Origin of the sequence: Streptomyces longisporus, assembly GCF_039532765.1 — a bacterium.
GTDB classification, from domain to species: domain Bacteria; phylum Actinomycetota; class Actinomycetes; order Streptomycetales; family Streptomycetaceae; genus Streptomyces; species Streptomyces longisporus.
Genome location: NZ_BAAASG010000012.1, coordinates 130,874 through 153,549 on the forward strand (window position 1 = coordinate 130,874; position 22,676 = coordinate 153,549).

At 72.0% G+C, this 22,676-nt stretch carries 23 protein-coding genes; 9 read left to right on the plus strand and 14 right to left on the minus strand.

The features are described from left to right. Positions 1–83 precede the first annotated feature (83 nt). Positions 84–620, minus strand: coding sequence for a proteasome activator (locus tag ABD355_RS26255; protein WP_115907015.1), 537 nt, complete (start codon positions 618–620; stop codon positions 84–86). Positions 621–1,307: 687 nt separating this feature from the next. Between ABD355_RS26255 and ABD355_RS26265 the strand changes: the two genes are divergently transcribed. Then, the gene (locus tag ABD355_RS26265) at positions 1,308–1,715 is read left to right on the plus strand and encodes a hypothetical protein (protein ID WP_344403130.1); all 408 of its coding nucleotides are present in this window, start codon (positions 1,308–1,310) and stop codon (positions 1,713–1,715) included. A gap of 35 nt (positions 1,716–1,750) precedes the next feature. Here ABD355_RS26265 and ABD355_RS26270 read toward each other — a convergent pair whose 3' ends face one another. The 8 genes from ABD355_RS26270 to pdhA form a co-directional block, all read right to left on the minus strand. After that, the gene (locus ABD355_RS26270) at positions 1,751–2,731 is read right to left on the minus strand and encodes an NAD(P)H-quinone oxidoreductase (RefSeq protein ID WP_344403132.1); all 981 of its coding nucleotides are present in this window, start codon (positions 2,729–2,731) and stop codon (positions 1,751–1,753) included. A gap of 87 nt (positions 2,732–2,818) precedes the next feature. Then, complete coding sequence (locus ABD355_RS26275) at positions 2,819–3,916, minus strand: potassium channel family protein (protein WP_344403133.1); 1,098 nt, start codon at positions 3,914–3,916, stop codon at positions 2,819–2,821. Next, on the minus strand, positions 3,913–5,295 hold the full coding sequence (locus ABD355_RS26280; RefSeq protein WP_344403134.1) for a molybdopterin molybdotransferase MoeA: 1,383 nt from the start codon (positions 5,293–5,295) through the stop codon (positions 3,913–3,915). Before ABD355_RS26280 ends, ABD355_RS26275 begins: the two co-directional genes overlap by 4 nt. Beyond that, positions 5,292–6,242: an NTP transferase domain-containing protein gene (locus ABD355_RS26285; RefSeq protein WP_344403135.1), complete on the minus strand. Its 951-nt coding sequence runs from the start codon at positions 6,240–6,242 to the stop codon at positions 5,292–5,294. The genes ABD355_RS26280 and ABD355_RS26285 overlap by 4 nt, the downstream gene beginning before the upstream one ends. A 74-nt stretch (positions 6,243–6,316) precedes the next feature. Then, the gene (locus tag ABD355_RS26290) at positions 6,317–6,484 is read right to left on the minus strand and encodes a 2-oxo acid dehydrogenase subunit E2 (RefSeq protein WP_425585797.1); all 168 of its coding nucleotides are present in this window, start codon (positions 6,482–6,484) and stop codon (positions 6,317–6,319) included. 51 nt (positions 6,485–6,535) lie between these two features. Beyond that, on the minus strand, positions 6,536–7,840 hold the full coding sequence (locus ABD355_RS26295) for a dihydrolipoamide acetyltransferase family protein (protein WP_344403136.1): 1,305 nt from the start codon (positions 7,838–7,840) through the stop codon (positions 6,536–6,538). Continuing rightward, positions 7,840–8,844, minus strand: a complete 1,005-nt coding sequence (locus ABD355_RS26300) for an alpha-ketoacid dehydrogenase subunit beta (RefSeq protein ID WP_344403137.1) — start codon at positions 8,842–8,844, stop codon at positions 7,840–7,842. Before ABD355_RS26300 ends, ABD355_RS26295 begins: the two co-directional genes overlap by 1 nt. Then, the gene (pdhA, locus tag ABD355_RS26305; protein WP_344403138.1) at positions 8,844–9,977 is read right to left on the minus strand and encodes a pyruvate dehydrogenase (acetyl-transferring) E1 component subunit alpha; all 1,134 of its coding nucleotides are present in this window, start codon (positions 9,975–9,977) and stop codon (positions 8,844–8,846) included. The genes ABD355_RS26300 and pdhA overlap by 1 nt, the downstream gene beginning before the upstream one ends. Before the next feature lie 189 nt (positions 9,978–10,166). Here pdhA and ABD355_RS26310 point away from each other — a divergent pair, with 189 nt between their 5' ends. Continuing rightward, positions 10,167–10,652, plus strand: a complete 486-nt coding sequence (locus tag ABD355_RS26310; RefSeq protein WP_344403461.1) for an Lrp/AsnC family transcriptional regulator — start codon at positions 10,167–10,169, stop codon at positions 10,650–10,652. Between the two features lie 15 nt (positions 10,653–10,667). Here the strand turns inward: ABD355_RS26310 and ABD355_RS26315 are convergent, their stop codons facing one another. Continuing rightward, entirely contained in the window at positions 10,668–11,258 is a 591-nt protein-coding gene (locus ABD355_RS26315; protein WP_344403139.1) for a TetR/AcrR family transcriptional regulator, read from the minus strand. Then, positions 11,255–12,772, minus strand: a complete 1,518-nt coding sequence (locus ABD355_RS26320; RefSeq protein WP_344403140.1) for a 3-hydroxyacyl-CoA dehydrogenase — start codon at positions 12,770–12,772, stop codon at positions 11,255–11,257. Before ABD355_RS26320 ends, ABD355_RS26315 begins: the two co-directional genes overlap by 4 nt. 159 nt (positions 12,773–12,931) lie before the next feature. On the opposite strand from ABD355_RS26320, the gene paaN reads away from it, so the two are divergent. Beyond that, complete coding sequence (gene paaN, locus ABD355_RS26325) at positions 12,932–14,623, plus strand: phenylacetic acid degradation protein PaaN (RefSeq protein WP_344403141.1); 1,692 nt, start codon at positions 12,932–12,934, stop codon at positions 14,621–14,623. On the opposite strand, the gene ABD355_RS26330 is transcribed toward paaN, so the two are convergent. Genes ABD355_RS26330 through ABD355_RS26340 form a run of 3 tightly spaced genes read right to left on the minus strand, consistent with a single transcriptional unit; the run spans position 14,620 to position 17,566 of the window. Next, positions 14,620–15,384, minus strand: a complete 765-nt coding sequence (locus ABD355_RS26330) for a TrmH family RNA methyltransferase (protein WP_344403142.1) — start codon at positions 15,382–15,384, stop codon at positions 14,620–14,622. The two genes, paaN and ABD355_RS26330, sit on opposite strands and share 4 nt — an antisense overlap. A 59-nt stretch (positions 15,385–15,443) precedes the next feature. Next, positions 15,444–16,658 carry an HTTM domain-containing protein gene (locus ABD355_RS26335; RefSeq protein WP_344403143.1) on the minus strand — a complete coding sequence of 405 codons (1,215 nt, stop codon included), beginning with the start codon at positions 16,656–16,658 and terminating at the stop codon, positions 15,444–15,446. Next, positions 16,655–17,566 (minus strand): DUF5819 family protein, encoded by a 912-nt coding sequence (locus ABD355_RS26340; RefSeq protein ID WP_344403144.1) that lies wholly within the window; start codon positions 17,564–17,566, stop codon positions 16,655–16,657. Before ABD355_RS26340 ends, ABD355_RS26335 begins: the two co-directional genes overlap by 4 nt. A gap of 249 nt (positions 17,567–17,815) precedes the next feature. Here ABD355_RS26340 and paaA point away from each other — a divergent pair, with 249 nt between their 5' ends. The 6 genes from paaA (at position 17,816) to ABD355_RS26370 (ending at position 22,660) form a co-directional block, all read left to right on the plus strand. Continuing rightward, a complete protein-coding gene (gene paaA, locus ABD355_RS26345) occupies positions 17,816–18,838 on the plus strand; it encodes a 1,2-phenylacetyl-CoA epoxidase subunit PaaA (protein ID WP_344403145.1) in 1,023 nt (340 codons plus the stop codon). After that, positions 18,835–19,122 carry a 1,2-phenylacetyl-CoA epoxidase subunit PaaB gene (gene paaB, locus ABD355_RS26350; protein ID WP_057606276.1) on the plus strand — a complete coding sequence of 96 codons (288 nt, stop codon included), beginning with the start codon at positions 18,835–18,837 and terminating at the stop codon, positions 19,120–19,122. The genes paaA and paaB overlap by 4 nt, the downstream gene beginning before the upstream one ends. Then, positions 19,119–19,850, plus strand: a complete 732-nt coding sequence (gene paaC / locus ABD355_RS26355) for a 1,2-phenylacetyl-CoA epoxidase subunit PaaC (protein ID WP_344403147.1) — start codon at positions 19,119–19,121, stop codon at positions 19,848–19,850. The genes paaB and paaC overlap by 4 nt, the downstream gene beginning before the upstream one ends. Next, entirely contained in the window at positions 19,847–20,362 is a 516-nt protein-coding gene (gene paaD / locus ABD355_RS26360) for a 1,2-phenylacetyl-CoA epoxidase subunit PaaD (RefSeq protein ID WP_344403462.1), read from the plus strand. The genes paaC and paaD overlap by 4 nt, the downstream gene beginning before the upstream one ends. Continuing rightward, a complete protein-coding gene (locus ABD355_RS26365) occupies positions 20,362–21,423 on the plus strand; it encodes a 2Fe-2S iron-sulfur cluster-binding protein (protein ID WP_344403149.1) in 1,062 nt (353 codons plus the stop codon). Before paaD ends, ABD355_RS26365 begins: the two co-directional genes overlap by 1 nt. Positions 21,424–21,526: 103 nt before the next feature. Next, positions 21,527–22,660: an acyl-CoA dehydrogenase family protein gene (locus ABD355_RS26370; RefSeq protein ID WP_344403150.1), complete on the plus strand. Its 1,134-nt coding sequence runs from the start codon at positions 21,527–21,529 to the stop codon at positions 22,658–22,660. Positions 22,661–22,676: the final 16 nt, after the last annotated feature.

A 22,676-nucleotide genomic window follows, 5' to 3' on the forward strand; every position in this document is an offset into this window, starting at 1 on the left:
ATGCAGACGCCGGCATGACGAAGGGCCCGGCGGCTTCGGCCGCCGGGCCCTTTCGCTCACGTCGCTACAGGTCACCCATGTGACTACAGGTACGGCCCGCCCGAGCGGCCGGCCGTGGGTCCGTCCTCGCCCATCTCGTGGCCGACGCCCGGCGGCAGGGCGCGCCGCATCTGCTCCAACTGGGCCCGCGCGGCCATCTGCTGGGCGAACAGCGTGGTCTGGATGCCGTGGAAGAGGCCCTCCAGCCAGCCCACCAACTGGGCCTGTGCGATGCGCAGTTCGGCGTCACTGGGCGTGCCGTCGTCCGTGAAGGGCAGCGAGAGCCGCTCCAGCTCCTCGACCAGCTCCGGCGCCAGCCCGTCCTCCAGCTCCTTCACCGAGCTGCGGTGGATCTCCTTGAGCCGGGCCCGGCTCGCCTCGTCCAGGGGAGCGGCGCGCACCTCCTCCAGGAGCTGCTTGATCATGCTGCCGATCCGCATCACCTTGGCCGGCTGCTCGACCTGCTCCGTCACCGGGATCTCGCGGGAGTCCTCGTCCCCGCCGCCGATCGCCATGCCGTCCTGGCCCACGACCAGGATCTGGGGGTTCTCCGGTGACCTGTCGTTCCTCGGCATCTCCATGCCGCCATTCTCTCGCACGTGTGCATCTCATCACCGTGGTGCCCCCTGTGGAGGGTGATCCACCGTTTACGGTGCGGGAGTTTCCGTCACGGCGCGTGGCTTTCCGTCCTCAGCCGCACCAGCCGGGCCTCGGTGGGGGCCCGGTTCGAGCGAGGTCGAGAACTGAGGGAGGTCGAGCCGGCGGATCTCGACCTCCGTGTGGCACCAGCTTGATCACCAGTTCGTCGCGCGGCGGAGCGGCCCGCCGCACGGGACGCGCGAACCGGGCCCGCAGCTCGGCCACCCGCCTCGGTCAGCGTGTACAGCACCCGTCCGGCCTCGTCCTCGCCGTCCTGGACGACGATCCCGTCCCGTTCCGGACGGCCGAGGGTCGGGGGCCTGCCCATGTTCAGCGGGAGCTGTCGGCCGTGACGGATCGACATACCCGGATTGGTGCAGCGGGTTCGGTTTTTTGGCGGAACCCGGAATGCCGGAAGTAGTGATGAATGTGACGCTTGGGGCGTGAATCCATGGCTGCGTGCTTTGAAGGGGGCCGGACTGGTGGTGGGGGTGGGGGCGGGCGTACTCGTGTTTCCGTACGGGGGTGGTTCGTCGTACGGGGCTGTCGCCTCCTACGGCGGTGTGGCGACGCACGGGAGCGTGGCAACGCACGGGGCGGTATCGACCCACGGGGCGGACGTGGGCCGCATGGCTGCTGAAGGAGCCCCGGCGGCTGCTTCCCGGGCTCCCTCCGCGTCTGTCTCCCCCTCTTCCACCGCCTCCTCCCCCGAGCCGTCCCGGGCCGGGAGCCGGGCGGGTGAGGGACGGGAGCGGCCGGGACGACGGGAGACGGCGGACGAGTCCGGGGCCGTCCCCTCGGACGAGGGGGGTGAGGACGCGTCCCAGGAGGAGGCGGACGCGGGGCAGGCCGCCTCGGCGACGCCGCCCGCGGAGGCGGGCCTGGTGCCCTCCAGGCCCGCGCAGCGCCCCGGCGCCCAGGCCGCCGAGCAGCCCGCCGAGCCCGTCCTGCGCATCCTGCCCCTGGGCAGCGGCTTGGTCCTGATCGGCCTCGGTCTCGGCCTCGCCTTCATCGGCCTGCGGATGCGCCGGGCGTAGGGCCCTGTGTGTGGATGGCCGGGGGAGGCGGGAATTCAGGGCACGACCAGCAGCACCTTGCCCACATGGCCGCTCTCCTCGACGACCCGGTGGGCCGTCGCCGCATCGTCCATCGGGATTTCGCGGTCGACGACGGGGCGGATGTGGCCGGCGTCGAGCAGGGGCCAGACATGCTCGCGTACGGCCGCGACGATGGCCGCCTTCTCGGTGAGCGGGCGAGCCCGCAGCGAGGTGGCGCTGACGGCGGCCCGCTTGTTCAGGAGCGTGGCGATGTTCAGCTCGCCCTTGATGCCGCCCTGCATGCCGATGATCGCGAGACGGCCGTTGACGGCGAGGGCCTGGACGTTGCGGTCCAGGTACTTGGCGCCCATGTTGTCGAGGATGACGTCGGCGCCCGCGCCGTCGGTGGCCTTCTTGACCTCGGCGACGAAGTCCTGCTCCCGGTAGTTGATCAGGATGTCGGCGCCCAGTGCCGCGCACTGCTGAAGCTTCTCCTTGGTGCCCGCCGTGACGGCGACCTTGGCACCGACGGCCTTGGCGAGCTGGATCGCCATGGTGCCGATGCCGCTGGAGCCGCCGTGCACGAGCAGCGTCTCGCCGGGGCGCAGATGGGCGATCATGAAGACGTTGGACCAGACCGTGCAGACCACCTCGGGCAGCGCGGCCGCCTGCTTGAGGTCGACGTCCTTGGGGACGGGCAGCAGCTGTCCGGCCGGAACCGCGACCTTCTCGGCGTAGCCGCCGCCCGCGAGCAGCGCGCACACCTCGTCGCCGACCGCCCAGCCGGAGACTCCGGTACCGAGCGCGGCGACCCGGCCGGAGCACTCCAGACCGGGGTGGCGGGACGCGCCGGGCGGCGGGTCGTAGAAGCCCTGTCGCTGCAGGATGTCGGCGCGGTTGACGGCGCTGGCCACCACCTCGACCAGGACCTCGCCCTCGCCGGCCACCGGATCCGGGACCTCGTCCCACACCAGCGCCTCGGGCCCACCAGGTTCGGGAATCGTGATCGCATGCATGAAGGGGACGCTACTCCCTGCCGTCGGCGGTGCGCGGGCGTGCCGGTCCTCGGGCCGGTCACGAGGCGGCGCCGCGACCCGGTGTGATCACTCCTGGCGCAGGGGCCGGACGTCGGGGGCGACCTGTGCTCCGGGCGAGGCCCGCACGATGGTGATCAGCCGGTCCGTCAACTGCAGTGTGCCGACGGCCTGATCGTCGTATCCGAGCACCCGGTGCCCGCGTACGACGCTCACGACCAGGTCCTCCGTCTCCCGCGGTGTCTTGCCCACCTCGGCCTTCACGACCGGCCGCTCGATCATGTCGAGCCCGCTGCCCTGCTGGATGAGGTCCTCCATGACCATGGCGGCCGCCGGGCTGAGCACGGACAGGCCGAGCAGGCGGCCGGCCGCGCTGGCGCTGGTGATGACCGCGTCGGCGCCGGACTGCTGGAGCAACGGTGCGTTCTCCTCCTCGCGCACCGCGGCCACGATCTTCGCACCGCGGTTGAGCTGCCGGGCCGTCAGCGTGACGAGGACGGCCGTGTCGTCGCGCTGGGTGGCGATGATGATCTGCCGCGCACGGTGCACCTCGGCCCGCTTCAGCACCTCGCTGCGCGTCGCGTCGCCGACCACACCGACGTAGCCCTCGGACGTCGCCGCCTCGATCACCTTGGAGCTGGGGTCGACCACGACGACCTGCTCCTTCTTCAGTCCCGTCGCACACACGGTCTGGATCGCCGAGCGCCCCTTCGTACCGAAGCCGACGACGACGGTGTGGTCGCGCAAGGTGGACCTCCAGCGGTTCAGTCGCCATTCCTCCCGGGTGCGTTCGGTGAGGACTTCGAGTGTGGTGCCGACCAGGATGATCAGGAAGAGCACGCGCAGCGGCGTGATGACGAAGATGTTGGTGAACCGGGCGGAGTCGCTGACCGGGGTGATGTCGCCGTATCCGGTGGTGGAGAGGGTGACGGTCGCGTAGTAGAAGGCGTCGAGCAGGTCGACCGCGCGGTCGGAGTTGTCGTTGTAGCCGTCGTGGTCGGCGTACACGATCAGCGCGGTCGCGACCAGGACCGCCAGGGCCAGTAACAGCCGTTTGGCGACCTGGCGGATCGGCCGTTCGACCACCTTCCTCGGCAGTCTCACCCGGTGGGTCACGAGATGTTCGTCCGCCTGGCGGGCGATCGCGTCATGGCCCGGAAGTTTCACGTGAAACACACCCCGATTCCGGCGGACGCCCAGGGCAGGTCGAGGAGTTCCAGCTCCTGACCCGGGCGGGCGCCGCCCGGCGGTACGACGGCGAGGGCGTCGGCCGCGGCGATCCCGCGCAGCATGGCCGGACCGTTGTAGTGCAGCGGTACGGCGCTGTCGCCGCGCAGCACGACGGGGATGAGCCGGGTGTCGTACGGATGCCCGTGGACCCCGTCCTGGAGCGGCAGGGCGTACGGCTCCGGGGCGGGGCGTGCGGCCAGTGTGCGCAGCAGGGGTTCGGCGAGGGTGAGCAGGCCGGAGACGGCGGCGAGGGGGTTGCCGGGCAGGCCGACGAGATGCTGGTTCTCTTTGGTGCGGGCCAGCAGCATGGGGTGGCCGGGCCGCACCTTCACGCCGTCCACGAGGAGTTCGGCGCCGATGCGCTGCAGGGTCGGGTGGACGTGGTCGACGGGACCGAAGGCGGTGCCGCCGGTGGTGACGATCAGGTCGGCTTCGGAGCCCGTGACGGCCTTGCGCAGGGCCTTCGCGTCGTCCCCGAGCCGTCGTACGGATGTCACCTCGGCGCCCAGGGCGCGCAGCCAGGGCGGCAGCATCGGGCCGAGGGCGTCCCGGATCAGGCCGTCGTGCGGCCGTCCCTCGGTGAGCAGTTCGTCGCCCAGGACCAGGACCTCGACGCGGGGGCGGGGGACGGCGGTGAGGGTGTCGTAGCCGGCGGCCGCGGCGAGACCGAGGACGGCGGGGGTCACGAGGGCGCCGACGGGCAGGAGCTGGTCGCCGGTGCGGCACTCCTGGCCGCGGGGGCGGATGTCCTGGCCGTGCTGTACCTCGCGAGTGGCGTGCAGACGGCCTTTGTCGTCGGTGCGGCCGTGTTCGCTGCGGATCACGGCGGTGGTGTCCGGGGGGATGCGGGCACCGGTGGCGATACGGACGGCCTCGCCGTCGGTGAGGGCTTCGGGCTCGGCATGTCCGGCCAGGACGCCCTCGTCCCGTACGTCCCAGGGGCCGGGTCCCGCGACCGCCCAGCCGTCCATCGCCGAGGTGTCGAAGGAGGGCAGGTCGGTGAGGGCGGTGAGGGGGGCGGCCAGGGTGAGGCCGAGGGAGGCTTCGAGGGGGACCGAGACGAGGGGGCGGCGGGCGCCGGACCGGGCGGCGCGGGCAGCGATCGACCGGGCCTCGGGCCAGGGGGTGGCCCGGTGGTGGGCATCGGGCTTGTGCGGCGCGGCGGCGTCGGCGGCCTGCGGGGCGGACGCGGGTACCAAGTCGCCGGGGGTGCGGTGGTCGGGGGTGCGGTGGTCGGGTTCCTTCACCAGGGCGAGCACCTCCTCGACGTCGAGGTCCTCGACGTCCTCGCCGGGCCGGGTGGAGCGGGCGGTCATCCGGCGTCCGGGCGGGTGTCGGGGGTGGCATCGGGAGCGACGTCGGGCTCGGCGCCCGCGGTCTTGTCCGTCTCGTCGGCCTCCTCGGCCCAGCGCAGGGCGAGGGCCTCGGCCTTGCGGGCGGCTTCGGCGACGGCTTCGGGACCGCCGCCGGCCTGGGCGGCCGCGTAGCCGACGAGGAAGGTGGTCAGCGGTGCGGCGGGCCTGGCCACCCCGTGGGCGGCGTCGCGGGCGAGGTCGAGCAGGACACCGGTGTCGACGTCGAGGTCGATGCCGAGCTCGTCCTTGGCTGCGGAAATCCATTCATCCAACACGTGCCCATGCTCCCTGATGCGTGCCCTGGCGGTGGCGATGTCGTCCCAGGTGTCGCAGTCGAAGGAGGCGACGGGGTCCGGGACGCGGGTGAGGTGGAGGGCGGCGGTCAGCCGGCGCAGCGGCAGCCCCGTGAGGCTGCCGTGCTCAGTGGCGAGCGCGGCCAGTTCGCGGCGCAGCGCGTGCGTGCGGTAGGCGGCCACGAGGGGCTGGTCACGGCCGTCGGCATCGGTGAGCAGGACGCCTTCGGTGGCGCTCGCCTGCAGTGCGCTCAGCAGTCGTCGCACGGTGGCCGCCCCGAGGAACGGCAGGTCGGCCGAGAGAACCACGGTCTGCTCGGCGGTGGTGTGGTGCAGCCCGGCGCCGAGCGCGGCGAGGGGTCCCCCGCCGGGCGGGTCCTCGTGGGCCCACAGCACGGGCCGGGCGGTGGGCCTGGAGCCGGCGACGACGACGGTCGTGCGGGCGTCGGCGCAGGCGGTCAGCACCCGGTCGAGCAGCGCCCGGCCACCGATGTGCACGCCGGGCTTGTCGGCGCCGCCGAGCCGCCGGGCGGCGCCCCCGGCGAGCACGACGGCGTCGTACGCGTCGTGTGCCGGGGTGGCGCCCCGGTCACCGGAGGGCTCGTGCGAGGTCATCCCCCGAGTATGCGTGCCCTCACGATCACAGGGAACGCATGGGCGTCACCCGGAACGCGCGGGCGCCCTCGCCGTCACAGCGTGCGCAGCAGCACCGCCGGCTCTTCCACGCAGTCCGCCACATACCGCAGGAAGCCACCTGCCGTGCCACCGTCACACACCCGGTGGTCGAAGCTGAGCGAGAGCTGGACAACCTGCCGCACAGCGAGCTCACCCTCGTGCACCCACGGCTTGGGGACGATGCGGCCGACGGGGACCGCATGGGCTCCCGGAACGCAAGGACCTCCCCGTCCTCACAGCGTGCGCAGCAGCACCGCCGGCTCTTCCACGCAGTCCGCCACGTACCGCAGGAAGCCACCTGCCGTGCCACCGTCACACACCCGGTGGTCGAAGCTGAGCGAGAGCTGGACAACCTGCCGCACAGCGACCTCACCCTCGTGCACCCACGGCTTGGGGACGATGCGGCCGACGCCGAGCATGGCAGCCTCGGGGTGGTTGATGATCGGCGTGGACCCGTCGACACCGAACACGCCGTAGTTGTTCAAGGTGAAGGTTCCGCCGGTGAGTTCCCCGGGCGTGAGGCTGCCCGTGCGGGCCGCCTCGGTCAGCCGGGCGAACTCCGCGGTGAGCGCTTCGGCGTCCCGTGCGTGTGCGTCCCGTACGACCGGAACGACGAGGCCGCGCTCGGTCTGCGCGGCGAAGCCGAGGTGCACCTGGTCGAGCTGGACGACCTCCCTGGCCTCCATGTCGACCGTGGAGTTGAGCTCGGGGAACCGGGCGAGAGCGGCCGTGCAGATGCGGGCCAGCAGGGCGAGGAGGGAGATCTTCGGCCCGCCGGCCGCGTTCATGGCGGCACGGGCGCGCATGAGCTCGGTGGCGTCGGCGTCCACCCAGCAGGTCGCGTCCGGTATCTCGCGGCGGCTGCGGGAGAGCTTGTCGGCGACGGCGCCCCGGATGCCCTTGAGGGGGATGCGCAGGCCGGTGCCGGGTGCTGCGGTGGGCGTCGGCGCGGGCGTCTGGGTGGCGGCAGCGGTTTCCGCCGTCCGTCCCTGTGCCTCGGCGGCACGCAGCGCGTACTCGACGTCGGCGCGCAGGATCAGCCCGTCGGGGCCGGAGCCCGTCATCTCCTTCAGGTCCAGGCCGTTCTGCCGGGCGAGCCTGCGCACCAGCGGCGAGATCACGGGAACGGGGCCGTCCGCCGTCCCGCGTGCGCCGGGGCTTCCGTTCGCCTCCCGGGGCGCCGCGGGTGCCGGCTGTCCCGGCCGTACCCTGCGGCGGCGTGCGGGCGCCTGCGAAGTGCCGTATCCCACCAGGACGTTGCCCGAACCCTCGCTGTCGCCCTCCGGAGCCGCCGGTCCGACCGCGACCGTCAACAAGGGGGCGCCGACGGGCAGTTCGGTGCCCTCCTCGCCGAAGCGGGCGGTGACCACACCACCGTAGGGGCAGGGCACGTCGACCAGCGCCTTGGCCGTCTCGACCTCGACGACCGGCTGGTCGACCGCGACGACGTCGCCGACCTCCACCAGCCAGCGGACGATCTCCGCCTCGGTGAGCCCCTCCCCGAGGTCGGGGAGCCTGAACTCCAACACCTGTGCCATCAGCTCTCGGCCTCCCACTGCAGACGCCCCACGGCATCGAGGATCCGGTCCACGCCGGGCAGGTGGTGCCGCTCCAGCATCGGCGGCGGGTAGGGGATGTCGAAGCCGGCCACGCGCAGCACCGGCGCCTCCAGGTGGTGGAAGCAGCGCTCCGTGACACGGGCCGCGATCTCCCCGCCCGGGCCGCCGAACCCGCCCGACTCGTGTACGACGACCGCGCGCCCGGTCCGCCGTACCGAGGCGCAGACCGTCTCGTCGTCGAACGGCACCAGGGAGCGCAGGTCGACGACTTCGAGGTCCCAGCCCTCGGCCCGCGCGGCCTCGGCGGCTTCGAGGCAGACGGGAACCGACGGTCCGTACGTGATAAGCGTGGCGCTGCGGCCCGAGCGCCGCACCACCGCGCGGCCTATCGGTTCAACGTCCGTCGGGTGCTCCGGGTTCCAGGAGTCCTTGGACCAGTACAGGCGCTTGGGTTCGAGGAAGACGACCGGGTCGTCGGAGGCGATGGCGGCGCGCAGCAGGCCGTAGGCGTCGGCGACGGTGGCGGGCGTGACGACATGGAGCCCCGGAGTCGCCATGTAGTACGCCTCGGAGGAGTCGCTGTGGTGCTCGACGCCGCCGATGCCGCCGCCGTAGGGGACGCGGATGGTGAGCGGGAGGGGCATCGCGCCGCGGGTGCGGTTGCGCATCCGGGACACGTGCGAGATCAGCTGCTCGAACGCCGGGTAGGCGAACGCGTCGAACTGCATCTCCACGACCGGGCGCAGGCCGTACATCGCCATGCCGACCGCGGTGCCGAGGATGCCCGCCTCGGCCAGCGGGGTGTCCGTGCAGCGGTCCTCGCCGAACTCCTTGGCGAGGCCGTCGGTGACGCGGAAGACACCGCCCAGGGTGCCTACGTCCTCACCCATGACGTGCACGGTGGGGTCGGCGGCCATGGCGTCGCGCAGCGCGCGCGTGAGCGCCTGCGCCATGGTGGCCGGCTTGAGGGCGACGGTGGTCATCAGTGCCCGCCTTCCTGTTCCGCGTGCAGCTCCGCCTGCAACTGGGCCCGCTGTTCGCGCAGTTGTCCGGTGGGTTCGGCGTACACATGGGCGAACAGGTCCATCGGGTCGAGGACCGGGTCCTGGTTCATGCGCTCGCGCAGGTCGGCGGCCATGGTCTCGGCGTCGTCGCGGGCGGCCCGTATGCCGTCGTCGTCGAGGAGACCGCGCTCGGTCAGTTCGTGCTCCAGGAGCGCGATGGGGTCGTGGGCGCGCCAGGCCTCGACCTCGGTGTCGCCGCGGTAGCGGGTGGCGTCGTCGGCGTTGGTGTGGGCGTCGATGCGGTAGGTGATGGCCTCGATCAGCGTGGGGCCGCCGCCCTCGCGGGCGCGGCGCACGGCGTCGGTGAGGACCTCGTGCACGGCGGCCGCGTCGTTGCCGTCGACCAGGCGGCCGGGCATGCCGTAGCCGACGGCCTTGTGGGCCAGCGACGGGGCCGCGGTCTGCTTGGCGAGCGGGACGGAGATCGCGAAGCCGTTGTTCTGGACCAGGAAGACCACCGGGGCCTGCCAGACGGCGGCGAAGTTCAGCGCCTCGTGGAAGTCGCCCTCGCTGGAGCCGCCGTCGCCGACCAGGGCGAGGGCGACCACGTCGTCGCCCTTGAGGCGGGCGGCGTGCGCGAGGCCCACGGCGTGCGGGAGCTGGGTGGCGAGGGGGGTGCACAGTGGGGCCACGCGGTGCTCGTGCGGGTCGTAGCCGGTGTGCCAGTCGCCGCGCAGCAGGGTGAGCGCCTGGACGGGGTCCAGGCCGCGCGCGACGGCGGCGAGCGTGTCGCGGTAGCTGGGGAAGAGCCAGTCGCGGTCCTGCAGGGCGAGCGCGGCGGCGACCTGGCAGGCCTCCTGGCCGGTGCTGGAGGGGTAGACGGCGAGACGGCCCTGCTTGGTGAGGGCGGTCGCCTGCACGTTGTACCTGCGGCCGCGCACCAGCTCGGCGTACAGGCGGCGCAGCAGGGCCGGGTCGGCCTTCGCGGCGGCCTCGGTGCCGAGGACGCGGTAGGGCTCCGCGTCGGGCAGCAGCGGCGCGGGGTCCGTGCGGGGCTGCCAGGCGGGGGGCGGCGACGGCCGGTACCCGCCCCGCTGCTCCATGACCGTCATGACGGCACCTCCTCGTGGGAGCGGCTTCAGGCGCGCCACGGGGGTGATGCGCCTCACCTACCGATTGTTCGGTCGTCGGCACATTTTGGCTACAGGCACCTCCAGGCTGTGGACAAACGGTTCTCCACAACCTGAAATGAACGCAGTACGTCCATGGTAGGGAGGCGGGGGGACATGGCACCTGAACAAATGGCCGAGGGGCCGGAAGGCAGCAGTCCCCTGCCGCAGCCGCGGCCCCTCGACGCCATCGATCTGGACATCCTCCAGATGCTCCAGGCGGACGGCCGCGCATCCATAAGGTCGGTCGCGGAACGGGTGCATGTCTCCCGCGCCAACGCCTACGCGCGTATCAACCGCCTCATCGAGGACGGCGTCATCCGCGGCTTCGGAGCCCGTGTCAACCATGAGCGCGCCGGTCAGGGCACCTCGGCGTACATCACCCTGAAGATCGTCCAGAACTCCTGGCGCACGGTGCGCGAGCAGCTCAGACAGCTGCCCGGGGCCTCCCACATCGCCCTGGTGGGCGGCGACTTCGACGTACTGCTGCTGGTGCACACACCGGACAACAAGGCACTGCGCGAGCTGGTGCTCACCCGGCTGCAGGCGATGCCCGAGGTGCTCAGCACGCGCACGCTGCTGGTGTTCGAGGAGGAGGACCTGGAGCCGCAGGGCTGAGCCCTGAAAAGCCGCTCAGCCTTCCTTGCGGAGCCCTCCGAAGACCAACTGGACGACCGCGTCGGCCACTTCGCGCTCGCTCATGCCTCGTCCGTCGGGCCGGTACCACTCGACGATCGAGTTGATCATCCCGAAGACGAGCCTGGTGGCGAGCCGCACCTCCACGTCACCGCGTACGTCCCCGTCGGCGGCCGCCGCCTTCAGCAGCTCGGCCACCTGGTGGTCGAAGTCACGGCGCCGCTCCAGGGCCCAGCGCTCGGTGCCCGTGTTGCCGCGCACCCGCAGCAGCAGCGTCACATACGGCAGTTCGCCGATCAGCACCTCGACCATGCGCCGCACGACGTACTCGAGGCGTTCGGCGGCGCGCCCCACGCGCGCGTGCTCCTCGTCGAGGATCCCGAAGAGCCCGTCGAGCGCCCGGCTGACGGCCCGGCGCAGCAGCTCCTCCTTGCCGGCCACATGGTGGTAGATCGACGACTTGGAGATGCCGGCCGCCTTGGAGAGGTGCTCCATGGAGGTGCCGTCGTAGCCGCGCTCGTTGAAGACCTGGACGGCGACGGACAGCAGTGTCTCCGGGGTGTACGTGTCGCGCTTGGCGGTGGTCATGACTGGCTGCCCTCCCGCTTGTCGGAGGCGTAGGCGTGCCGGTACAGCGCGAGGGAGGGCGCATAGCGCCCGGAGGGGTCGCGCAGGTGCAGGTCGTCGAGGAGGGCGTAGGCCCAGTTGCGGCCGAGCCTGCGGCTCCACTCGAAGGGTCCGAGCGGGTAGTTGACACCCAGGCGCATCGCGGTGTCGATGTCCTCCTCGGTGGCCACGCCCTTGGCGACGGCGTCGTGCGCGAGGTCGACGATCCGGGCGACCGTGCGGGCGACGATCATGCCGGGGACGTCGCCGATGACACTGACGTCCTTGCCGAGCGCCTGGAAGAGGCCGGTGGCCTCGGCCAGGGTCGCCGACGAGGTGTCCTGGGACGCGGACAGGGCGATACGGGTGGCCCTGCGGTAGTCCAGGGCGAGGTCGAAGTAGACGACGTCGCGGAACTCGACGGAGGTCTGGCCGTCGGCGAGCGCCAGCTGGCCGCCGCTCGGCAGCACCAGGCGGGTGCCGTGGTCCTCGTCCTCCTCGCGCACGGCGATGCCCGCCTCGCGGATCAGCGGGAGCAGCTCGGAGGCGGGGCCCAGGTCGCCCTCGACGACGACGTACGCGGGCTGCTGCGCGGGCTCCGCGGTGTGCGGCTCGGGGCGCTCGGCGTCGTCCCCGTACTCGTACCAGCCCTGACCGCTCTTGCGGCCGAGCCGGCCCGACTCGACCAGGCGCCGCTGGGCGAGCGAGGGCGCGAAGCGCACGTCCTGGAAGAAGGACCGCCATACGGAGTGGGTGACGGACTCGTTGACGTCCTGCCCGATCAGGTCGGTCAGCTCGAAGGCGCCCATCCTGAAGCCGCCCGACTCGCGCAGGACCGCGTCGATGGTGGCGGGGTCGGCGCCCTGGGCCTCGTACACGGCGAAGGCCTCGGCGTAGAAGGGCCGGGCGATGCGGTTGACGATGAAGCCGGGCGTGTCGGCGCAGGCGACCGGTGTCTTGCCCCAGGCGCGCGCCATCTCGTACGCGCGCGTGGCCGACGAAACGTCGGTGGCGAACCCGGAGACGACCTCGACCAGGGGGAGCAACGGCGCGGGGTTGAAGAAGTGCAGGCCGACGAAGCGCCCGGGGTGGCGCAGGGCCCCGCCGATGGCGGTGACGGACAGGGAGGAGGTGTTGGTCGCGAGCAGACAGTCCTCGGCGACGATGTCCTCCAGCTCACGCAGCAGGGCCTGCTTGGCGTCCAGCTGCTCCAAGACGGCCTCGACGACCAGGGAGCAGTCGGCGAGCTCGGTCAGGCTCTCGGCGGGCAGCAGCCGCTCGCGTGCCGCGTCGCGGTCGGCGGCCGTGAGCCGGTCCTTCTCGACGAGCCGGTCGAGGCGGGCGCCGATCGCCGCCGCCGCTTGCGCGGCGCGCCCGGCAGCGGCGTCGTACAGCCGTACGCGATGGCCTGCCACCAGCGCGACCTGGGCGATGCCCTGGCCCATGGTGCCGGTGCCGACGACGGCCACGGGGCTGCTGAGGTCGAGTGCTGTCATGTGCGCGATCCTCCCGCACGGGGTTTTCCACAGATGCGGCAGGCCCCCTTGTCCCGACCGATCGTTCGGTTACTCTAACTCTGACCGGCTGTTCCTGCCCATGTTTCCGCCAGGTCATGAGCTCGACGAAGAGTTCTCAAGACGAGGAGTTGGTCCCGCATGGCCGCCGAACTGACCACCCGCGAGCTGATCGCCAAGCACCGGCCCACCCTCGACCAGGCGCTGGAAGCGATCCGCACGCGCGCGTACTGGTCCCCGCACCCCGAACACCCCAAGGCCTACGGCGAAAACGGCAGCCTGGACGCGGCCGCGGGCAAGGCCGCCTTCGACGCCCTGCTGGGCACCCGCATCGACCTCGGCCAGCCCGGCACGGACGACTGGGTGGGCGCCGAGGTCTCGCCGTACGGCATCGAGCTGGGCGTGACCTACCCGCATGCGGACGTCGACGAGCTGCTGCCCGCCATGAAGGCCGGACAGCGCGCGTGGCGCGATGCCGGCGCGGAGGCGCGAGCGGTGGTGTGTCTGGAGATCCTCAAGCGGATCAGCGACCGGACGCACGAGTTCGCGCACGCGGTCATGCACACCTCCGGCCAGGCCTTCATGATGGCGTTCCAGGCGGGCGGCCCGCACGCCCAGGACCGCGGCCTGGAGGCGGTGGCGTACGCGTACGTGGAGCAGGTCCGCACCCCCGACACCGCGGAGTGGACCAAGCCCCAGGGCAAGCGCGACCCGCTGGCGCTCACCAAGCAGTTCACCGCGGTTCCGCGCGGGATCGCGCTGGTGATCGGCTGCAACACCTTCCCGACGTGGAACGGCTATCCGGGCCTGTTCGCGTCCCTGGCCACCGGCAACGCGGTCCTGGTCAAGCCCCACCCGCGCGCGGTGCTGCCGCTCGCGCTCACCGTGCAGGTCGCGCGCGAGGTCCTCGCCGAGGCGGGCTTCGACCCGAACCTGGTGGCCCTGGCGGCCGAGCGCCCCGGCGAGGGCATCGCGAAGACGCTGGCCACGCGCCCGGAGATCCGGATCATCGACTACACGGGCTCGACGTCCTTCGGCGACTGGCTGGAGGCCAACGCCCGCCAGGCCCAGGTCTACACGGAGAAGGCCGGCGTCAACACGGTGCTGGTCGACTCCACCGCGAACTACAAGGGCATGCTCTCCAACCTGGCCTTCTCGCTGTCCCTGTACAGCGGCCAGATGTGCACGACCCCGCAGAACCTGCTGATCCCCCGCGACGGCATCCGCACCGACGAGGGCCCCAAGACCTTCGACGAGGTGGTCGCCGACCTCGCCCGCTCGGTCGACGGCCTCCTCGGCGACGACGCGCGCGCGAACGCCCTGCTCGGCGCGATCGTCAACCCGGACGTGAAGGCCCGTCTGGAGGCGGCTGCCGGTCTCGGCGAAGTCGCCCTGGCCTCCCGGGAGATCAGCAACCCGGAGTTCCCGGACGCGGTGGTGCGCACGCCGGTGATCGTGAAGCTGGACGGCGCCAAGCCCGACGACGAGGCCGCGTACATGAGCGAGTGCTTCGGCCCGGTCTCCTTCGCCGTCGCGGTCGACTCGGCCGCGGAGGGCGCGGAGCTGCTGCGCCGCACCATCCGCGAGAAGGGCGCGATGACGGTCGGCGCGTACACGACCGACGAGGAGATCGAGCGGACGGTCCAGGAGGTCTGCCTGGAGGAGGCCGCCCAGCTGTCGCTGAACCTCACGGGCGGGGTGTACGTGAACCAGACGGCCGCGTTCTCGGACTTCCACGGGTCCGGGGGCAACCCGGCGGCCAACTCGGCGCTGTGCGACGGGGCGTTCGTCGCGAACCGCTTCCGGGTGGTCGAGGTGCGCCGCGAGGCCTAGGAACCGAGCGCGCCCCCGGTGGCGCTCCAGTGGTACAGCGTCATGGCCACACTGGTCGCGAGGTTGTAGCTGGAGACCTGGGGGCGCATCGGCAGCGACAGCAAGTGGTCGGTACGCGCGCGTAGTTCGGCGGACAGGCCGCTGCGCTCGGAGCCGAACGCGAGGACGGCGTCGTCCGGGAGCTTGACGCCCCGGATGTCGTCGCCCTCCGGGTCCAGGGCGAACAGCGGTCCCGCCGGCAGCTCGTCGACGGCCAGGCGTTCCACGGCGGTCGCGAAGTGCAGCCCCGCGCCGCCGCGCACCACCGTGGGGTGCCATGGGTCGAGGGTGCCGGTGGTGACCACACCGGTCGCACCGAAGCCGGCGGCCAGACGGATCACGGCGCCCGCGTTGCCGAGGTTGCGCGGGTTGTCGAGGACCACGACGGGGGCCGTGCGCGGGATGTGCGCGAGCTTCTCCAGATGGGCCGCACGGGACGGTCGTACGGCCAAGGCGGCGACGGCGGTGGGATGCGGGCGCGGCACCAGGCTCCGGTACGTCGGCTCCGGCACCTCGGTGAGGAGGCCGGCCAGCGCGTCCCGCACATCGGGGGCGAGCTCGTCGGCGAGGGCGAGCGTCGCCCGCCGGTCGGCGGTGACCGCCAGCGGGACCTCGGCTCCGAAACGCACGGCGTGCTTGAGGGCGTGGAAACCGTCGAGCAGCACACAGGTGCCGGCGATCCGGCGCCAGGCGGTCACGGGGTCGGGGGCGGGATCGGTCATGGCGTGCAGCCTACGTGCGCGCGGGACCGCAGCTCACGCCCGCCCGCACGGGCGCAGGCTCACGCGGTGGAGCTCACTTGTGTGGGCTCGGGGCTCTCCGGGGCGGGCGGCCCGGACGGCGTCGTACGGCCGGTGCGGGCGAGGACGCGGCCACGCGCGCGTACTGCCCAGCCGGCGAGGCGGTGCAGCAGCGACGTCGGCAGGAAGACCGCGTCCGTCGCGATCATCGCCAGCGAGAAGAACGGCAGCCCGAGGACGACGGCGATCACGGCGTGCTCGGTCATCATGACCGCCAGCAGGACGTTCTTGACCCGCCGGTTGAACAGCGTGAACGGGAAGGCGACCTGCACGATGACCGTCCCGTACGTCACGAGCATCACCATCGTGCCGCTGGACGACAGCAGGTCGGCGAGCCCGGGCCAGGGCGAGAAGTAGTCGAGGTGGAGGGGGTAGTAGACCGCGGTGCCGTCCTGCCAGCGCGTGCCCTGGATCTTGTACCAGCCGGCCGTCGCGTAGATCAGACAGGCCTCCGTCATGATCACGAAGAGGGCGCCGTTGTGCACGATGTTGGCAACGACGTCCAGGAGGATCCTCGGCTCCGCGCTCTTCGCCCGGCGCCCGACCAGCCACCACACGGCCTGCGCGAGCCAGACGCCCCACAGGATCACGGGCACGGTCGGGTCGGCACCGTCGAACCGCCCGCCGGCCGTCACCGCGATCAGCGCGAACCCGAGCACGGCCCACAGCAACGGGCCGACCCGGTCAAAAACCTGCGCTCCACGCGCGCGTGCCCGACGCGCACGCTCTGCCCGCCGTGCGTCCAGCGACCAGACCTGGCCGCAGCGCGTGAACACGAGGTACACGGACATCAGGTGCAGGACGTTGTCACCGCCGTCCCCCATGAACACGCTGCGGTTCTGCAGTGAGAGCACACCGATCATGAACAGCACGGACATGGTGCGGGTGCGCCAGCCGAGCAGCAGCAGGACGCTCGACAGCGCGGCGAGTACGTAGACGAACTCGAACCAGCCCCGGCCGTCCGACCACATCAGGGCCGTGAAGGCACTGTTGGACGCGATCAGCTGCTGGGCGAGGTCCCAGCTCCACGGGCCGCCGGGGCCGTACAGCTCCTCGCGATGGGGAAACTCGCGCAGCAGGAACAGCAGCCAGGTCGTGCTGAAACCGATGCGGATCACGGCGGACTGGTAGGGGCCGAGCGCCGATTCGGTGATGCGGGCGATGGCGGAGGAGACCGAGAGGGCGAAGCGGTTCACCGGGCGCCTCCGTCGGTGTCGGCGGCGGTGACCGGCCACCAGGGCAGCACGCGGTCCATGGGTTTGTCGGAGACCTTCTCAGTGCTCCACTTCGGCGGGGGCACATTGGTGGTACGGGAACGCACCTGCACCTGATCGATGACTCCGCCCTTGCCTGCCGCCTCGTCGCGGCCCAGGCGGAGCACCACTATGCGCCGCAGATACGTCTCGGACAGGGTGCCGCGCAGCCCCACCGCACGGTTGTTGCCGTCGTGCGTGGAGACGAAGAAGTCCCAGGCCCGGCGCAGCTCGTTCTGCTCGGTGTGGCTGGGCAGCAGATTGCCGTCGATGGCCTGTCCGTCCTCGGCGGACAGGTCGTACCAGCCGGTGGTCCGCACCTCGCCGTTCTTCTCCTGCACCTCGGCGCGCACCTGGACGGCGATGTTCTGCTGCAGCGGGTTCGGCGCGAACAGCTTCCAGTTCTGCTCGAACTCCGGGTAGATCCAGTCGTCGATCGCCTTGCCGTGCGCCTTGGTCAGCGTGTTCGACGGCGCGACGTGCAGAAAGACCATCCCGACGTGCACACAGACGAGGACGGCGACGACGGCGAGCGTCAGCGCGGCGCCGATCTGGTAGCGCAGGGAGAGAGCGGCCACCCCGGTGCGCGGTTCGGCGTACGGGCCGGGCGGGGGAGCCACCGAGAAGGCCAAGGCGCCGGAATCGAGCGCGGCAGCGTCCGGTGAGGCGTCCTGCCCCTCGTCCGCCGGGCCGGGTCCGGCCGGCCGGGGCGGGCTGTCCTGCGCGGGCGATCTGCCTGGTTCGGGCGGACCGACCGGCCCGGGCGGAGCATCCGGCTCGGGCGCACCACCCGGCCTGCCCGGCCCGTCCAGCCCCTGCCGGGCGTCCGAGTCTGTGCCGTACGCGTCCATTCCGCCCCGTCTCCCGATCTGCCACCGCACTCGCAGGGGCACGGTACTCAGGCCCGCCCGCCCGGCACAGCCCCCATCGGGCCGAGCTCCTCGCGGCATACGCGAAGTCGCCCCACTTGTCCACAGGACGGCGGTCGAGTTATCCCCAGCGGTTGACACCTTACGGCGCCCGTCCCACCATGGAATCGCACGAACCGAACGATCGGTCGGGAGCCAGCTCCGGACAGAGCCCAGGTCGAGGGGGACCGCATGGCGACAGCAGCCGCGCACCAGACGTACGGCACCGTGGAAGACACCGACGCCACCGGTGCGTACGAGCGCGCCTTCGACGCCGCCGTGGCCGCCGACGAGCGCATCGAGCCGCGCGACTGGATGCCGGAGGCCTATCGCGCGACGCTGGTCCGGCAGATGGCGCAGCACGCCCACTCCGAGATCATCGGCATGCAGCCGGAGGCCAACTGGATCACCCGCGCGCCCTCCCTGCGCCGCAAGGCGATCCTGATGGCCAAGGTCCAGGACGAGGCCGGACACGGGCTGTACCTGTACAGCGCGGCCGAGACCCTCGGCACCAGCCGCGACGAGCTGCTCGACAAGCTTCACTCCGGCCGCCAGAAGTACTCATCGATCTTCAACTACCCGACGCTGACCTGGGCGGACGTCGGCGCGATCGGCTGGCTGGTGGACGGCGCCGCCATCACCAACCAGGTCCCGCTGTGCCGCTGTTCCTACGGCCCGTACGCGCGCGCGATGGTCCGCATCTGCAAGGAGGAGTCCTTCCACCAGCGCCAGGGGTACGAGCTGCTGCTGGCCCTCGGCCGCGGCACCCCGCAGCAGCGGGAGATGGCGCAGGACGCGGTGAACCGTTGGTGGTGGCCGTCCCTGATGATGTTCGGTCCGCCCGACGACGAGTCGGCGCACTCCGCGCAGTCGATGACGTGGAAGATCAAGCGGCATTCGAACGACGAGCTGCGCCAGCGCTTCGTCGACATCTGCGTCCCCCAGGCCGAGTCCCTGGGCCTCACCCTCCCCGACCCGGACCTGAAGTGGAACGAGGAGCGGGGGCACTACGACTTCGGCCCGATCGACTGGACGGAGTTCAAAGAGGTCCTCAAGGGCAACGGCCCGTGCAACGAGCAGCGGCTCACCCAGCGCCGGCGCGCGCACGAAGAAGGTGCGTGGGTGCGGGAGTCGGCCGCGGCCTACGCGGCCAAGCACACGAGCGGGACCAGTGGGATCAGCAAGACCGGCGAGATGGGAGCGACGCGAGCATGACGAACACCGACTGGCCCCTGTGGGAGGTCTTCGTGCGCTCACGCCGCGGCCTCTCGCACACCCACGCCGGCAGCCTGCACGCGCCGGACGCGGAGTTCGCCCTGCGCAACGCCCGCGACCTGTACACCCGCCGCGGTGAGGGTGTCTCGATCTGGGTCGTCCCGTCGTCCGCGATCACGGCATCCTCTCCGGACGAGAAGGACCCGTTCTTCGAGCCGGCCGCCGACAAGCCGTACCGGCACCCGACGTTCTACGAGATCCCGGAGGGGGTGAAGCACCTGTGACGGTTCCTGAAACGGCCGCGGCTCCCACGACCGCCGCCCTCGCCCTCGGCGACGACGCCCTGGTGCTCTCGCACCGCCTCGGCGAATGGGCGGGGCATGCCCCCGTCCTGGAGGAGGAGGTCGCCCTCGCCAACATCGCGCTGGACCTGCTGGGCCAGGCCCGCGTGCTGCTGTCGGCGGTGGGGGACGAGGACGAACTGGCGTATCTGCGCGAGGAGCGCGCCTTCCGCAACCTCCAGCTGGTGGAACAGCCGAACGGCGACTTCGCCCACACCATCGCCCGCCAGCTCTATTTCTCCACCTACCAGCACCTGCTGTACGCCGAACTGGCCGCCGCGGACGGTCCGTTCGCAGGCCTCGCCGCAAAGGCCGTGAAGGAGGTCGCCTACCACCGCGACCACGCCGAGCAGTGGACCCTGCGGCTCGGCGACGGCACGGAGACCGGCCACGAGCGCATGCAGCGCGCGTGCACGGACCTGTGGCGGTTCACCGGCGAGATGTTCCAGCCGGTGGACGGCCTGGACGTCGACCTGGCGGGGATGGAGAGGGACTGGCTTGAGTCCGTCCGGGCCGTGCTGCACCGCGCGACCCTGACGGTCCCCGAGGGGCCGCGCGCCGGGGCGTGGGCGGCCGGCGCGGGCCGCCAGGGCGTGCACACGGAGTCCTTCGGGCGGATGCTCGCCGAGATGCAGCACCTGCACCGCAGCCACCCGGGGGCGTCATGGTGACGACGACCACCGCCCTGGAGTCCGAACTCCTCGAGATCGCCGGTTCGGTGCCCGACCCCGAACTGCCCGTGCTCACCCTCCAGGAGCTCGGCGTCCTGCGCGCGGTGCATGTGCGCGGCGCGGACTCGGTCGAGGTCGAACTGACGCCGACCTACACCGGCTGCCCCGCCATCGAGGCGATGTCCCTGGACATAGAGCGAGTCCTGCACGCGCACGGCATACGGGACGTCACCGTCCGCACGGTGCTGCGGCCCGCCTGGTCGACGGACGACATCACCTCCGAAGGGCGGCGCAAGCTACGGGAGTTCGGGATAGCTCCCCCGCGCGTACGAGAGGCCTCGGGGCCGGTCACCGTGTCGCTCGGCCCGACCCGCACGCTGGAGCCGGTGCGCTGCCCGCACTGCGGCAGCACCGACACCGAGCTGCTCAGCCGCTTCTCCTCCACCGCCTGCAAGGCGTTGCGGCGCTGTCTGTCCTGCCGGGAACCCTTCGACCACTTCAAGGAGCTGTGATGGCCCGCTTCCACACGCTCCGGGTGGCGGCGGTCGACCGGCTCACCGACGACTCCGTGGCCCTCACCCTCACCGTGCCCGAGGAGCTGCGCGAGGAGTACCGGCACGCCCCGGGCCAGCACCTCGCCCTGCGGCGCCTGGTCGACGGCAAGGAGATCCGGCGCACGTACTCGATCTGCTCCCCGGCGCCTGCCCCCGGCGACGCGGGCCCCGGAACCCTGCGGGTCGGCGTACGGCTGGTCGAGGGCGGGGCCTTCTCGACGTACGCGCTCAAGGAGATCAATGCAGGCGACGAGCTGGAGGTGATGACCCCGGCCGGCCGCTTCACCCTCGACCCCGCGCCCGGCCTGTACGCGGCGATCGTCGGCGGCAGCGGCATCACCCCGGTGCTGTCGATCGTCTCCACGCTGCTGGCACGCGAGCCGCAGGCCCGGTTCTGTCTGATACGCAGCGACCGCACGGCCGCCTCGACGATGTTCCTGGACGAGGTCGCCGATCTGAAGGACAGATACCCCGGGCGGCTGCAGCTGGTGACGGTGCTGTCCAGGGAGGAACAGCAGGCGGGGCTGCCGTCCGGACGCCTGGACCAGCAGCGGCTGACGGAGCTGCTTCCGGCGCTGTTGCCGGTGGAGCAGGTGGCGGGTTGGTTCCTGTGCGGGCCGTTCGGGCTGGTCCAAGGGGCCGAGCGGGCCCTGCGCGGGCTCGGTGTGACGCGCACGCGCATCCACGAGGAGATCTTCCACGTCGACGCCGCCGCCCCCGCGCCGGCCGCGACCGCCCCCGCGCACAGCACGGTCACCGCGCGGCTCGACGGCCGCGGCGGTACCTGGCCCGTGCAGGACGGCGAGTCCCTGCTGGAGACGGTCCTGCGCAACCGTCCCGACGCGCCCTACGCCTGCAAGGGCGGAGTGTGCGGCACCTGCCGGGCCTTCCTGGTCACCGGCGAGGTGCGCATGGACCGCAACTTCGCGCTGGAACCGGAGGAGACGGAGGCGGGATACGTGCTGGCGTGCCAGTCGCATCCCGTGACGGAGAAGGTGGAGCTGGACTTCGACCGCTGAACCGACGGCCGCGGTTCCAAGTCGGCGGACCGTTCCCTTCTTCTAGAACCTGTTCTATCTTGACGGTCCGTCAGATCAGCGGACCCTCCGGAGGGACAGGACCGTGGACTTCACCTTCACCGAGGAGCAGCAGGCGGCGGCCGAGGCGGCGCGGGGGGTGTTCGCCGGGGTCGCGCCGGACGCGGTGCCCAGCCCCTCCCTCGTCCCCGGCGCCGTGGCCGACGACTTCGACCGCGCACTGTGGACCAGGCTCGCCGAGGCGGACCTGCTGAGCCTGCTGCTGGACACGGAGTTCGGCGGGGCGGGCCTGGACGCCATCGCCCTGTGCCTGGTGCTGCGGGAGTCGGCCAAGGTCCTGGCGCGCGTTCCGCTGCTGGAGACCAGCGCGGCCGCCGCGGCCGTACAGGCCTACGGCGGCGAGGAGTTGAAGGCGGCGCTGCTCACCCGCGCGGGGCGGGGCGAGGCGGTGCTGACCGTCGCCGTGAACGGCCGCACCGGCCACGACCCGGCCGAACTCGCCGTCACCGCGCGGCGGGAGGGCGACCAGTGGACCCTGGACGGCGTGCAGACCGCCGTGCCGTGGGCGCACACCGCCGACTTCGTCGTCGTACCCGCCCATACGGCCGCCGACCGCGCCCTCCTCGCCGTGGTCCCCCGCACCCACCAGGGCGTCGGGCTGGGCGAGCAGGTCTCCACCACCGGCGAACGGCTCGGCGAACTGCGTCTGGAAGCCGCACGGATCCCGGCCCGTGACGTCATCGACGCCGACGGCGCATGGGAGTGGCTGCGCGAACTGCTGACCACCGGGACCTGCGCGCTGGCCCTCGGCCTCGGCGAACGCGTGCTCGCGATGACCAGCGAATACACCGGCAAGCGGGAGCAGTTCGGATACCCCGTCGCCACGTTCCAGGCCGTCGCCGTGCAGGCCGCCGACCGGTACATCGACCTGCGTGCGATGGAGGCCACGCTGTGGCAGGCGGCCTGGCGGATCGCCTCGGGAGCACCCGGCGTACTGCCCGCCTCCGCTGACGTCGCCGTCGCCAAGATCTGGGCGTCGGAGGGCGTACGGCGGGTCGTGCAGACGGCACAGCATCTGCACGGCGGGTTCGGGGCGGACGTCGAGTACCCACTGCACCGCTACCACGCCTGGGCCAAACACCTGGAGCTGCAGCTCGGCCCGTCGGCAGCGCACGAGGAGGCCCTCGGTGACCTGCTGGCGGCGCACCCGCTGGGCTGACCGCCCGGGCCGACGC

What these genes read in the sequence shown, in the direction of transcription:
- ABD355_RS26255 (WP_115907015.1), bottom strand. Translation starts at nt 620, where the DNA reads ATGGAGATGCCGAGGAACGACAGGTCACCGGAGAACCCCCAGATCCTG.
- paaB (WP_057606276.1), top strand. Translation starts at nt 18,835, where the DNA reads ATGACGAACACCGACTGGCCCCTGTGGGAGGTCTTCGTGCGCTCACGC.
- ABD355_RS26315 (WP_344403139.1), bottom strand. Translation starts at nt 11,258, where the DNA reads ATGACCACCGCCAAGCGCGACACGTACACCCCGGAGACACTGCTGTCC.
- ABD355_RS26270 (WP_344403132.1), bottom strand. Translation starts at nt 2,731, where the DNA reads ATGCATGCGATCACGATTCCCGAACCTGGTGGGCCCGAGGCGCTGGTG.
- ABD355_RS26330 (WP_344403142.1), bottom strand. Translation starts at nt 15,384, where the DNA reads ATGACCGATCCCGCCCCCGACCCCGTGACCGCCTGGCGCCGGATCGCC.
- paaN (WP_344403141.1), top strand. Translation starts at nt 12,932, where the DNA reads ATGGCCGCCGAACTGACCACCCGCGAGCTGATCGCCAAGCACCGGCCC.
- ABD355_RS26340 (WP_344403144.1), bottom strand. Translation starts at nt 17,566, where the DNA reads ATGGACGCGTACGGCACAGACTCGGACGCCCGGCAGGGGCTGGACGGG.
- ABD355_RS26280 (WP_344403134.1), bottom strand. Translation starts at nt 5,295, where the DNA reads ATGACCGCCCGCTCCACCCGGCCCGGCGAGGACGTCGAGGACCTCGAC.
- paaA (WP_344403145.1), top strand. Translation starts at nt 17,816, where the DNA reads ATGGCGACAGCAGCCGCGCACCAGACGTACGGCACCGTGGAAGACACC.
- ABD355_RS26365 (WP_344403149.1), top strand. Translation starts at nt 20,362, where the DNA reads ATGGCCCGCTTCCACACGCTCCGGGTGGCGGCGGTCGACCGGCTCACC.
- ABD355_RS26265 (WP_344403130.1), top strand. Translation starts at nt 1,308, where the DNA reads ATGGCTGCTGAAGGAGCCCCGGCGGCTGCTTCCCGGGCTCCCTCCGCG.
- ABD355_RS26285 (WP_344403135.1), bottom strand. Translation starts at nt 6,242, where the DNA reads ATGACCTCGCACGAGCCCTCCGGTGACCGGGGCGCCACCCCGGCACAC.
- pdhA (WP_344403138.1), bottom strand. Translation starts at nt 9,977, where the DNA reads ATGACGGTCATGGAGCAGCGGGGCGGGTACCGGCCGTCGCCGCCCCCC.
- ABD355_RS26310 (WP_344403461.1), top strand. Translation starts at nt 10,167, where the DNA reads ATGGCCGAGGGGCCGGAAGGCAGCAGTCCCCTGCCGCAGCCGCGGCCC.
- ABD355_RS26320 (WP_344403140.1), bottom strand. Translation starts at nt 12,772, where the DNA reads ATGACAGCACTCGACCTCAGCAGCCCCGTGGCCGTCGTCGGCACCGGC.
- ABD355_RS26300 (WP_344403137.1), bottom strand. Translation starts at nt 8,844, where the DNA reads ATGACCACCGTCGCCCTCAAGCCGGCCACCATGGCGCAGGCGCTCACG.
- ABD355_RS26295 (WP_344403136.1), bottom strand. Translation starts at nt 7,840, where the DNA reads ATGGCACAGGTGTTGGAGTTCAGGCTCCCCGACCTCGGGGAGGGGCTC.